Source organism: Patescibacteria group bacterium (assembly GCA_018817715.1).
GTDB lineage: Bacteria > Patescibacteriota > Patescibacteriia > Veblenbacterales > UBA10138 > JAHITT01.
Genome location: JAHITT010000001.1, coordinates 213,041 through 226,486 on the forward strand (window position 1 = coordinate 213,041; position 13,446 = coordinate 226,486).

The following is a 13,446-nucleotide window of genomic DNA, read 5'->3' on the forward strand; positions in this document are numbered from 1 at the left end:
TTTTTTAATTGATTGAACTTTAAGTAGTTGGTTGCTCCGAATTTTTCTTTGGATCAGTCGACACTATCTGACCATCTTTAATCAATTCCACATCTAAAGACAAACCTTTCAATTCCCTAATAAGGACATTAAAAGATTCCGGCACATTAAGACGCGTTATCGGCTCACCTTTAATTATTGATTCATAAGCTTTGGATCGACCCGGCACATCATCTGATTTAATAGTCAAAATTTCTTGAAGACTATAAGCTGCACCATAAGCTTCTAAAGCCCAGACTTCCATTTCGCCGAATCTTTGACCACCGAATTGAGCTTTACCACCTAATGGTTGTTGCGTAACTAAAGAATAAGGCCCAATAGATCGTTGATGTATTTTATCTTCCACTAAGTGATTAAGCTTTAACATATAAGTTAAACCAACTGTCACTTTTTCATCAAAAGCTTCACCAGTCCGACCATGATATAAAGTCATTTTGCCATCTTCGGGATAACCAGCTTTCACTAATTCCTGCCTAATAGTTTTTTCTGATACACCATTAAAAGGCTTAGTGGCTACATAATAACCTAACTGCCGAGCAGCTAAACCTAAATGAGTCTCTAAAATCTGACCCAAATTCATACGAGAAGCCACACCCAAAGGATTCAATATTATGTCGACCGGCGTGCCGTCGGGCAAAAAAGGCATATCCTCTTCCGGTACAATTTTAGAAATTACACCTTTGTTACCGTGTCGGCCAGCCATTTTGTCACCAACTTGTATTTTCCTAAGTTGGGCAATAGATACCTGAATAGATTTAATAACACCAGAAGAAAGTCGATCGCCATTTTCTCGGGAAAAAACTTTAATATCAATAACTTTACCATGCTCACCATGCTCCAAATACAAAGACGAATCCCTAACATCTTTGGCTTTTTCACCAAAAATAGCTCTTAATAATTTTTCTTCAGCCGATAATTCAGTTTCACCCTTAGGTGTTATTTTACCCACCAAAATATCACCAGAAGAAACTTCGGCACCTATACGAATAACACCTTCCTCATCTAAATCTTTTAATTTTTCTTCACCAACATTAGGAATGTCTTGGGTAACTACTTCAGGACCTAATTTAGTATCCCGCACGTCTATTTTATAATCTTCAATATGAATGGAAGTATAACGATCATCATGCACTAAACGCTCCGATAATAAAACAGCATCTTCGTAATTACCACCCTCCCAAGCTATATAAGCTACCACCACATTTTGGCCAATCGCTAATTCCCCTCGCTCAGTAGCAGCGCCATCGGCCAAAGCCTGGCCTTTCTTTATTTTTTGTCCTTTATCCACTATAACTTTTTGGTTCATGCAAGTTGAAGCGTTAGAACGTACAAATTTACCCAAGTTATAAGGATGAACTTGACCAGCACTGTCTTTAACTTCAATACGATCACCTTGGGCCAAAACAACTTCACCGTCTTGTTGAGCCACAATAACCTGACCGGAATCTTGGGCCGCTTTAGCCTCCACGCCCGTACCCACCACTGGTGCTTGAGGTTTTATACAAGGCACAGCTTGGCGTTGCATGTTGGTACCCATTAAAGCTCGCACCGCATCATTATGTTCTATAAAAGGTATTAAAGAAGTGGTGATAGAAATTATTTGCTGAGAAGAGACATCCATATAATCTATCTTCTCCACATCATCTAATTTAGGTTGACCATGTTCCCGAACCTCGGAACGTTCTTTAAGAAAATAACCCATTTCATCAATCGGTGTAGTAGCCGCTGTAGTAATATGACGTTCTTCAGCAAAAGCATCTAACCAAATAATTTCCTCCGTTACCCGCGGTACCAAAGCCACAGTGGTTAAACCCTTAACCTCTTTGATTTTTTTAGCCATTTCGGCCGTAACTTTTTCACCAGCCTTAAATAAAACCTTGCCTTGTTCATTAACAATATCTTGTCTTAATTTTTCACCAGTTGATGATTGGCCATCATTAGGTACATCGTGGACCACTTTTCGAAAAGGCGTTTCAATAAAACCATAACTGTTAACCCGGGCGTAAGAAGCCAAATGGCCAACTAAACCAATGTTCGGACCTTCGGGTGTAGCAATCGGACAAATTCGGCCATAGTGCGTACGGTGCACATCTCTAACATCAAAACCGGCTCGCTCTCTGGAAAGCCCACCTGGACCCATAGCTGATAAACGACGTTTATGTTCCAATTCAGCCAAAGGATTAGTTTGGTCCATAAATTGGGATAACTGCGACGACATAAAAAATTCTTTTATGGCACCAATTATCGGTCGAGCGTTAATTAATTGATTGGGTGTTAAAGTGGCAATATCCAAAGTGGACATTTTATCCTTAATAATTCTTTCCAAACGAGCCAAACCGACCCGGAATTTATTTTGCACTAATTCACCAACCGCTCGCACGCGCCTATTACCCAAGTGGTCTATATCATCGGGTTCATCTTGAGTATTATTAAGTCGAATAATTTCCTTAATAATAAGAACCAAATCATCCAAACGCAAAACTCGGTTCTCTTTATTAATAGCTAATTTTAAACCAAAACGTTGATTCAATTTATAACGTCCAACCCGGCCAAAATCATAACGGGCAAAATTAAAAAACATGTTATGAATCAAAGAACGAGCATTTTCCACCGTAGCCAAATCGCCCGGACGAATACGTTTATAAACTTCTATTAAACCTTCGGCTTCATCTTTAGTTATATCTTTAGCCAAAGTAGCTGAAATATAATTAACTTCCGGATGATTATCTACTTCGGCAAAAGTTTTTTTAATCTCTTCATTGTCGGACAAACCAAAAGCCTTAAGTAAAGAAGTAGCGGCTACTTTACGTTTACGGTCAATTTTTACCCAAATTACATTATTGCTATCCACCTCAAATTCTAACCAAGCCCCACGATTAGGTATTATTTTAGCGCCATAATAACGTCGTCCGCGGTTAAATTCTGAAGTAAAAAATACACCAGCCGAACGAATAAGCTGTGAAACCACTACACGTTCAATACCGTTAATTACAAAAGTACCTCGGGGTGTCATAACTGGAAAATCACCCAAATAAACCTGCTGCTCTTTTATTTCACCAGTCCGTTTATTAACTAAACGAACCTTAATCCGCAAGGGAGACTCATAAGTAGTATTTTTGGCATGAGCAGTTACTTCATCAAATTTTGGTTCATCCAAATAATAATCCAAAAAATATAATTCTAAATCACGACCGATAAAATCTTTAATCGGCGATATTTCATCGAATAATTCTTTAAGCCCTTCGGCAAAAAACCATTCGTAAGAAGCCCGCTGTGTTTCCACTAAATCGGGTAACTCAATAGCGTCCTTTAAATTAGTAAAACTAAGACGCTGGCGATACGGGTTTAAGAGATCGGTATTTTTTTCAGACATAAAAAATATCTCCTTCCAGATTTAAGGGACAAATTTAGGAACGAGATGCAAATTAATTAATTATGTTAGACAAAACGCTTGGAGACGCCTAGGTTAAAAGCCACACGGCTTAGCCAAAAAACGTCATTAAAGTAGTTAGATTCTATCAATTACTTATCCCCTTGTCAAGCTGTCAAGAGCTTAAAAATCAATAATTTCCTATTTAATTTATTTTTGGCTCTACTTAGCCAAAAAAATCAACCAAATAATACCTTAATTGGCTTTGTTAAATAAATCAAAAAACTGCTTGCACAACTAATCCACAGGAATAAAATAAGAATTAATGTCAAATTACCAATTAATAAATATCAAATCAATAAATTTGATATTTATTAATTGGTCATTGGTTAGTTATTTGCTATTTGGATTTTGGAATTATTTAGAAATCAGGATTTAGGGTTTAGTATTTTTCTAATCTCCTCTCTCACCACCTGCCTATCATCCCAAGGTATTTTTTTATTATTAGCCACACATAACCATTGTTCCGAACCCTTACCAGTAATAACTACTATCTCCCCGGCCTTAGCTATTTGTAAGGCTTTTTTTATAGCCTGACGTCGATCTGGCTCAATAAATAAATCTACACCTTCTTTTTTGCCAACATCCAAAACACCAACCGCTACCTGTTTCATAATACTTACTGGTTCCTCGTCATAAGGATCCTCATTTGTTACCAAAACCACTTTAGCATATTGACCAGCTAACTTACCCAAAGGCTCTCGCCTAGCTTTATCCCGACCACCACCACAAGAACCCAGCACTGCTACTAACTCACTAAAACCACCTAGTAATTTATAAATTTGCTCCAAAGATTCAACAGTATGGGCATAATCCACCACAACTTTAAAATCTTGCCCCTCGTTTATAAATTCCAGCCTGCCCGGCGTACCACTATAAGTAGTTAAAACATTTAAAACCTTTGGCAAGGGGAAATTAAGAACCTGCCCAACCAAAGCCGCGGCTAAAATATTATAAGCATTAAACTGACCACCCACTAAAAATTCATAATCTATTGAATCTATATTTATTTTTAATTTATCCAAACCAACTTCTTCAAATTTAGCTATTTGATTATTAGTTGCTAAACTACTCGTTTTGTTATTAAAACTATAACCATAACGCTCGGCCACAGGAAAACTTAAAAAATAATCAGCTGACTTATCATCTAAATTAATAACACTGGCTGGTTTAACCAAACCTAAAGGACTGACTAATGGCTTTTTTATTTTAGATAAATAAGCAAACAACCTACCTTTGGCTGATTTATAATTATCAAAACTGCCATGAGCTTCAATATGCTCCGGAGTTAAATTGGTAAACACGCCAACTACATAAGGCAAGCCGGCTTGCCTAAACTGTGCCAAACCCTCGGACGAAGTTTCCATTACCAAATACCGACAATCTTCCTTAACCATTTGCCTAAGTAGTTGTTGCAACTTTAGCCTGCCTGGCATAGTCATTTTTAAATCATTAGGCCAGGCGGTAGAACCTATAGCCATTTGGGCTGTGGAAATTAAACCAGTCTTATAGCCCATATTTTGCAAAGCATACCAAATCATATTACTAACTGTGCTTTTACCTTTGGTACCGGTTACACCAATTACCACTAAATGCCTGGCTGGCAAACCATAAAACAAAGCTACTAACCAGGACATAACAAAATGATAAACCCGGAGCGCTGGGCGCGGTATTAATTTTCTAACAAACGACTTGATTCCCATGTAATTTATTATACCCTTTATTTAATTAATAAAAAATCCCTTCAAAATATTTAAAATTATATTCCCTTTCATTTCTAATCTTATATATTTTTGTGGTTTTCTTACTTTTTTATCTTGCGGGGAAAAGTGTCCACGTGGACATAAATCCCCGCAAGATATTGAACTCTTTTATATATTAAAAAAATTTATTATACTATATTCATGACCAAGGAGGGGTCTAAATTAAATTTAACTACAGTATTATTAAACCTGATAGCTTTGGCTGGCCAGGCCGGTTTTAATTATATTAATTTTTTTTATGACATTAAACGTTACGGATATTTACGCACCCTTCCTTCAGGTGCTGACTATGTGGCTGAAATTAAACAATTCCAAAAAGAAAGACAGTTAAAGGAAACTTTAAGACAACTCCAAAGATCCAAATATATTAAAAGCCAAAAAATCGGTAAAAATTTGATTTATAAAATATCGGACAAAGGACTTTTTAAATTACTGACTTGCCAATTAAATCAAGCCCCCAAAATGGCAAAGAATTACACTATTGTTATATTCGACATACCAAAAACACAAAATCCCGCTCGTCGACACCTCCGCTGGCTACTCAGGAGGGGTGGTTTTAAAATGCTACAACAAAGTGTTTGGCTAAGCCAAAAAGACAATTATAACCTGCTTAAAAAATTTATTAAAGAAAATAACCTAGATTCCTGGGTTAATATATTATACGCTGACAAAATACTAAACCTACCTAAAAGTATTTATAAATAAAGCGAGTAAAAAATACAATCTATGTTTTATTACTTTGCGGGGAAAAGTGTCCACGTGGACACTTTTCCCCGCAAGCTGAATTATCAAAAAAATCTCAACAATACTAAAACCTAACAGCGCTGGCTTCCTGCATAACTTGCTTTACCTGCTCGGCGGTTAAACCATAATTATATACCCTAAAATCATCAATTTTACCTTGCAAATAATACCAAGCCAAACCTATTCTCCATTGATAGCCGCTTATTAAATGATCGCTCCACCAATCCCCAGAATTTGTACCAGTTACAGTAACTTCCTTACCATTTATGTATAATTTAACCCCTACGCCATCCTGCACCCAAGCAATATGAAGCCATTGATTAGTAAACGTCCCTAAATTATCTAAATCATAATTTAGATTAACCTTAGCCACATCATCGTCTTCTATAACCAAATCAATAACATTTCCAGAACTTATATAACTCCTAATATAATCCGCAGTACTATTTTCATAAAAATGAAAAAGCCCATGATTTCTATCCGAAGCGGCTAAATTCAACCAATAACTAAATGTACCTGTTTTTGATTTAAGGGTTAAAGCGTTTGAAGCTATTATTTGATCATCTGTCCCATCAAAATTTAAACTTTTACCAAATTTACCACTTGCTCCATTAGACCAAGCTTGAGCCACAGTAGTTTGTGTGCCGGTTGCCCCAATAGTAATTGTTCCATTATTACCATTACCGCTGAAATCGCGGGCTGTTGTGCCATCACCTTCGTCCAAAGCCCAGTGCCCCACTGGCTTACCGCGATTATAATCATAAGATACTTGCGCTTGATTGCGAGCGTAGTTATAAATTTTTACATCATCAACTAAACCATCAAAAGGGAAACTCCCTGCCCGACTACCAATATAACGAACAGCGGCTGTAGCATCACCAGGGTAAGTACTGCTAGCCACTAAATTACCGTTTAAATATAAATTCTGATAATTACCAGTTTCACTGAATACTCCTTCAACGTGCTGCCAATTAGTATTATTAGCGCTACCAGTAGAAACAACTGCATTGTTAACATAAAACTGTAGAGTATTATTGTTATAACAAACTTCAAACTGAGAACCATTATCAGTAAAAATCATCTGATAGGTTGGCGTAGAAGTACGTCGCTTAAACCAAACAGAAATTGTTCCTTCGGTTAAGGTACCTAAAGTATTACCTACATTTATATAATCATTACTACCGTCAAAACTTACAGCCGAGCCGTATTTACCCGGCTTCCAAGTTGGGCCATTAATTAAAGTTCCTGTACCACCACTACCACTACTATCTACGGCGCTGGTACCGGTATTATCGTCCATTTTCCACCAAGCCACTGGTGCATTGCCTGTACTCCCTGATTCTACCCCGCTACCTAAAGCTATAGCAGAACCTTGATTATAATCTCGAACAACATCGGCATCGGTTAGAGCATATGTATACATTTTTACATCATCAATCAAACCGGAAAAAAAGTTAGTTGTGTTACGGGCGCCAATATTTGAATTTGTTAAAATACCATTACCTAAAGCACCTGATGGTGAATTATTAGTATTGTCTAATTTACCATCTAAATAAACCCTTAGTTGGTTTCCGTAGTCCAGAACACAAGCTGTGTGATGCCAATTTGTATCAGTAATGGTTGTATTAGAATCAACAGATGGTGAAACTGTTCCATTCCAATATTCACATCTAATTTTATTATCAGCTTTAATATAAATAGTACTTTCGTCTCCGTCACTATCCACCACATATTCCACCACACCAGTCCTTGTTCTTTTAAACCAAGTAGAAATTGTTAGTTGGCTAGGCACAGTATTGCCAAGCGGTTGAGATATATTAACTTTAGTTGTTGTTCCATTAAAACTTATAGCCTTGCTAATTTTTCCACTGGTAGTCCAAGTACCACCAGTTATTGTGCCATTGGGTCCGCCTACAACATTATTATAAGCAGTTGTGCCTTGGCCCTCATCAAACCGCCACCAATTAACTGGCCCACCAATACCTGTTCCCATATCTTCTTGAATTTGTTTTGGCGTGCGAACGTAGTTGTAAATTTTTACTTCATCTATTTTACCCTGAAAATCTTCACTGCTACGGCTAATTGCTAAACCAGCAGCAGCTGTAAAACTTCCAGATTTACTTCCCGAAGCTACCTGTATTCCATCCACATATAATCTGGAAGTTGCTCCGTCATAAGTACCAGTAACATAATGCCAGGCATCATTAATATTAGTAGCATAAGCTAGCATAGTTACGGGGCTGTTACACTGGCTACCAAAATTTAATTGGTTATTACTAAAACCAAATAAAATATCAGCACAACCACCAGCTACAATATCATCCCAGTTACTACTGGCGGTATGGTATACCCAAGCACTAACTGTTAAAGCGCTACCATATTTACCTGTCATGGCTGGCAAGGCAACATATTTGTTAGTACCAGTAAAATCCAAAGCGCTACCGTGTTTACCCGGCTTCCAAGTTGGTGAACCACTAAAAGAAGTGCTATTAAAACCATTGCCACTGGAATCGTAAGCGGTGCTACCAGTATTCTCATCAAACTTCCAATACCCCACCGGCCCCGGCGCCCAAGAATATAAATCCGCTACTTCTTGGCCGGACAAAGCACGGTTGTAAACACGAACATCGTCCATTGAACCATTATTAAAAAACGAAGATGCACCAGTATGCGAACCTATATAACATTTACCTGTGGCAACATTCATTGTTATATTCTGTTGATTTTTTAGCTCACCGTTAACATAAACATAACTAATTCCATCTTTGTGAACTAAAACAACATGATACCAATTGCCAGTAGAAATAGTGTTAGTAAAAGTAACCAATGGACTTGAATAAGCAGAATGAAATAAATTGCCACCACTGGTAATACCAAAACCACTTTGTTGGCCTGTGACATTATCACCAACACTAAAAATATAATTATAACTATTGGTAAAAGAGGTTCCTTTAACCCAAGCTGAAAAAGTATGAGAATTAGAACCAAAAATAAAGTTAGAGCTTGTGCCGCATGATATATAATCATCAGTACCATCCAATAAAGCACCCTTACCATATTTAGCTGTGCTAGTAGTCATACCACCATTAGCTGTACCATTGTTGCCATTACCACTAGAATCAACAACTTCACCAGCTGTACCATTCCAACTTGCCTCGTCCATTTTCCAGTAACCAACCAAACCGTCGGCTAACCATTTTTGTGACTTACCACCCAGCACGGCCGAGGCACCCGCGCTGGCGCCGCTGCCGGCTAAACCGGCTGTATAATCCTGTTTTATTTGTGTTTCATTGCGACCGTAATTGTAAAATTTTACCTCGTCTATAAAACCGTTTAAAGCTCGACCATAACCAGCGCTTTCCATGCCAATATTAAGTGCATTACCGTTGGTAGTAATAGTACCGGTAGCGGCGTAAGTTTTATCTAAAACACCGTTTAAGTACCACTTGATATTGCTACCGTCCCAAGTGATGGCCACGTGTGTCCACTGATTCAAAGGAATAGCGGTATTGGAATCCCTATGATTAGCATCTACCCCGTAAAAAAACGAAGCTAGTTTACCTGTACCAGCCGTAACCGACATATAATAAGCTGAGGCTTTTATGGTAATAGCGCCCCGATCGGTATTAGCGCCGCCCATGGTGTAACTGTTTAATTTTACCCAGGCTGACATAGTTATACCGTTGGTAAAATCTATTTGATTGGCATCGGGCACGGAAACATAATCATTGGTGCCATCAAAACTAAAACAGCGTCCGCTAATACATTGATCTTGATTCAACCAGGTAGCACCGTTTATTGAAGCATTGTTCAAATAAGTAGTACTGTCGGCTGTAGAAGTGCCATAACCTTCGTCAAATCGCCAGTAGCCTACCGGCCCCTCCCCTTTTTCCTCGCTGCCTAAAGTGCCGATTGTCGGCTCGGTAGCGGTATATTTTCTTAAACGAACATTATCATATTGAACAACAGTCTGATACTGTCCTAAAGCAATACTTAAATCGGATAAAGGACTTAAACTGCCAGAGGATGTACCTGAACCTATAGAAGCATCATTGATAAAAAAAGTATTATTACTTCCATTAACTTGGGTTTTTAAATTATACCAAGTATCAGCCGACATATTATTAGCACCTATATTTGTATTGCCAGTCCAAGATCCACTATATTCTTGAAAATTAGTAGTCGCGGTGCCACTAGTCCAAAATCGCGATAAATATCCATTGGAAATACGATATCTTTGATAAACTTGCAAACGACCGCTACCACCCGAAGAAAATTTTCCTCTAAACTCCATAATATAACCACTGGCATCGGAAAGGTTTGAAAGATTGGCATATAACGGTGTGGCATCACAAGTAGGACTCGCCCCAATCTGCATAACTCCAGACGAAATAGTAGCCGCACAACCAGAATGATTAGTCCACTTGCTTGAATCCACTACTGAACCAGAAAAATCATCAAAAAAAGTAAACACCTCACTGCCTTTTTGAGCATTAGTGGCTTGCGGGTTACCATAATAGGTAAAAATATTAGTAGTACCATTGGGTAACGAAGCAACTTTTGTCCAAACTTTGGTAGCGGCATTATTACAACCGGGATTATTTTCTTCTAGCCAATATGGCAATACCTGCCCTTGATAATCCGTAATTCTTAAATCATCGCAATCGGCCTGCATTTTGCCAGCGCTTATTAAAGAAGCTGTATCCAAAGTAAAAGCCACTTGATAATCGGTTAAAGTACTACCCCCGTTAGTTATGGGGATTAATTTACGATAATGCCAACCTTCGTTCCACCAGGCCGAAGCCTCCCCCACGTCGCGGCTAAAAAAGAAATAACCTAAAAATCCGCTAATTATTACAAAAATAATTAAAGTGATTATAACAGGTTTCTTTTTAGGGAGATGTTGGAGGAACATAAACTGGGATTATTAACCCCCTCCTACCTCCCCCTTTAAAAAGGGGGAGAAAATATAGTGTCAGTCTTTAAAAAATTGGAGGAGAATAGTGGGGGTAATTATTAAAGATTTTTTCTTGGGTAATTTGGTCAAAAACATACTAAGCAATTTCTAATTTCAAATCAATTTATAATTAATAAATGAATTAAGGAGTAGTCGAGGTATCAGTAGTCGTTGGTGTAGTGGTAGTTGGAGTTGTGGTGGTTGAAGTAGTATCAGTACTGGTGGTCGGAGTGGTGGAAGTGGAGGTCGCCGTTGTTGGAGTTGTGGTAGTAGTCGGTGTAGTAGTTGTCGGAACAGTTGTAGCCCCGTCAGACGGGGTGGTTGAAGTGGTATCAGTACTGGTGGTCGGAGTTGTTTCTCCTTCTCCGCCAGTGGTGGCGGATGGCGGAGGCGTCGTTGATGTAGTCGTTGTCGGAGTGGTAGTTGTTGGGGTTGTAGTAGTAGTCGGCGTAGTAGTTGTTGGGGTTGTGGTGGTTGGGGTTGTGGTAGTAGTTGGAGTAGTAGTTGTTGGAGCAGTTGTAGTCGGTGGTGTGGTTGTTGTCGGAGTAGAACCACTAACCCCCTCTGTCTCCCCCTCACTAAGGGGGAGAATAGAAGTGGGGGTGGTCGTTGTATTAGCCTGCCCTGTACCGAGCTCGCTCTGGTATAGGGTAACATCAATCAACCACCAATCAAACGGTACAGCTGAAGCAGACGGATAAGCTAAAGACACAGTAAATTCTCCTGCCGCCACATTAGTTACAGCCAAAGACTGCGAAATCGGCAATTTAGGTGTTAAGAAAATCTTCATACCTGGTTTAACTTCGGGCGCCTGCACAATAATTTGCGTAACACCACTTGGTATTTCCGCGCTACCAATAGTTGTGCGTTGATTATCCGAATTATCTAGCCTTATGGCTCTAGCCACTATAGTATCCGCTTCTAATACGCCCAAATGATTTATGGCAAATAATTTTTTGCCACCGGGACCTAAAAACCTAATTAAGTAGCCTTGGAAATTACTACTCACCGCGCCAGCAATTAAAGTTCTAGTGGTAATAGTAGATTCGTCTAGCACATAATCGGCACTGTCGGTAATTCTAAGACCTTGATTATGAACTTTACCATCGTGCGTTACGCGGAAAGTGGAGCTGTAAATAAGATAATCGTAAGCGGTAGTACCACGAGTGCTTAAAGCCATAGTGGCTCTGGTAGCGGTTACGGCATCAGCCGAAGTTTGAGCAATAGACATAGCCGCGCCTATGGAAGTGGCGGGAATATTACCTTCGACTACTGTACCATCTTCGTTTACTGTAGCCGTAGCCACATTACCCGGAGTTACTGTACCGTCCGGATTAACACTGGAATAAATATTCAAAGAAGTAATGTTTTTTAAGTTGCCGTCCTTATCCAAAACTACTTTATCGCCTAGTTGCAAATCACCTTGCAGTTTTAAGTTGCCGCCAATTTCGGCATCGGCAATAGTGGTTAAAGAACCAACACCTAAGTTACCAGACAGCCAGGCATTACCATTGGCTAAAATGTTAAACTTAAGTTCGCCATTAACCTTGGCTTCAAAAATACTTCTAAAAGCCGTAACAGCGACTGGACTGCCACCTAAAGATTCTTGAGTTAAACCAGACAAAACATCGGTTATTGAATCAGGTGTTAAGTCTATAGTGAAAGGCGTGCCACTGGCCGACACCTTAACCATACCTAAAATATTACCGCCAGTAGTAGACAAATAATTACCTTGACCTGGATCATAATAACTGCGATTCACGTACATTATTATTTTGGTGGTCGCCCCGTCAAACGGGGTGACTGAAGAATCAGTAGGCTGAGATTCTTCGTTATCACTCAGAATGACGGCAGAAAGCTGGACTAAAGCAATCTCTGATAAATCTTCCAAAGCCATACCAATTACTGGCCCAGCTTTAGTGGCCTTCATAGCCACACCCGGAACACTGGAGGAAGTAAGATAATCACCTATTTTAATAGGACCATTTTCTAAACTGACTTTGACTGGCACACGACCGGCTAAGGCGACTGGCCGGGCATTGTCTTCCAAAGTGAACTGACGACCAATCACATCGTTCGGGTTAGTGGACACCACGCCAATTACCGTGTTTTGGTAAGCAATGGTAGATTTAACCACCCAAGCTTTGGAACCTAAGTTAAAGCCTTCGCCAGATTCAGTGGCGGACTTAGAAGCATCCACCATAACCAAATCACCAGCTTGAATAGAAGCATCGCTAGTGCCATATTCTTCGGCATAGTCGGCACCGCCAGCTGAACAATCGCCCAAGGCTACCGCACCTGCCCCACCGTCAACGCCACTATGACACAACCTTTGACTATAAGTGTTGCTTATTCTAATAACAGTATCTGGTTCCAAAACAAACAAGAAATCTTGCGTAGCCGAAGTTTTAGACCGACCGCCACTGTAAATATCAGTACTGGAGATAGCCCATTCCCAATTATAACCTGTTGGTTCATTAGTTAATACTCCTCCTGAATTACCTGTTACAACC

At 39.3% G+C, this 13,446-nt stretch carries 5 protein-coding genes; 1 reads left to right on the forward strand and 4 read right to left on the reverse strand.

Annotated features, from left to right (window positions below):
• Positions 1–19: 19 nt before the first annotated feature.
• Positions 20–3,412, reverse strand: a complete 3,393-nt coding sequence (locus KKC17_01240) for a DNA-directed RNA polymerase subunit beta (GenBank protein MBU1038849.1) — start codon at positions 3,410–3,412, stop codon at positions 20–22.
• Positions 3,413–3,837: 425 nt separating this feature from the next.
• Entirely contained in the window at positions 3,838–5,106 is a 1,269-nt protein-coding gene (locus KKC17_01245) for a UDP-N-acetylmuramoyl-L-alanyl-D-glutamate--2,6-diaminopimelate ligase (GenBank protein ID MBU1038850.1), read from the reverse strand.
• A gap of 267 nt (positions 5,107–5,373) precedes the next feature.
• Here KKC17_01245 and cas2 point away from each other — a divergent pair, with 267 nt between their 5' ends.
• Positions 5,374–5,937 carry a CRISPR-associated endonuclease Cas2 gene (gene cas2, locus KKC17_01250; GenBank protein MBU1038851.1) on the forward strand — a complete coding sequence of 188 codons (564 nt, stop codon included), beginning with the start codon at positions 5,374–5,376 and terminating at the stop codon, positions 5,935–5,937.
• Between the two features lie 103 nt (positions 5,938–6,040).
• Here cas2 and KKC17_01255 read toward each other — a convergent pair whose 3' ends face one another.
• Together KKC17_01255 and KKC17_01260 are read right to left on the reverse strand one after the other, a co-directional pair.
• A complete protein-coding gene (locus KKC17_01255) occupies positions 6,041–10,891 on the reverse strand; it encodes a DUF2341 domain-containing protein (GenBank protein MBU1038852.1) in 4,851 nt (1,616 codons plus the stop codon).
• A gap of 184 nt (positions 10,892–11,075) precedes the next feature.
• Positions 11,076–13,446 (reverse strand): hypothetical protein (locus KKC17_01260; GenBank protein ID MBU1038853.1); only part of this gene is annotated, 2,371 nt, incomplete at its 5' end.